Origin of the sequence: Neisseria sp. P0008.S010 (genome assembly GCF_051962715.1) — a bacterium.
GTDB classification, from domain to species: domain Bacteria; phylum Pseudomonadota; class Gammaproteobacteria; order Burkholderiales; family Neisseriaceae; genus Neisseria; species Neisseria elongata.
In genome coordinates this window covers 1-276 of record NZ_JBQCVA010000276.1, presented here as the reverse complement: position 1 = coordinate 276, position 276 = coordinate 1, and the positions used below count along the sequence as shown (strand labels likewise).

Sequence of the window (276 nt, the reverse complement as noted above, 5' to 3'; positions counted from 1 at the left end):
GACTACTAGGGTATCTAATCCTGTTTGCTCCCCACGCTTTCGAGCCTCAGCGTCAATAGTCGTCCAGATAGGCGCCTTCGCCTCCGGTGTTCCTTCACATCTCTACGGATTTTACCCCTACACGTGAAATTCCCCTATCCCCTCCGACATTCTAGACTAGCAGTTTCAGACGCAGTTTCGAAGTTGAGCTTCGAGATTTCACATCTGACTTGCTGATCCGCCTGCGCTCGCTTTACGCCCAATGATTCCGAACAACGCTTGGACCCTTCGTATTAC

At 51.1% G+C, this 276-nt stretch carries 1 rRNA gene; it reads right to left on the bottom strand.

What is annotated here, in order from left to right:
• Window positions 1-276: ribosomal RNA gene (locus ACTHSL_RS13565) — 16S ribosomal RNA — on the bottom strand; the annotation flags it as partial.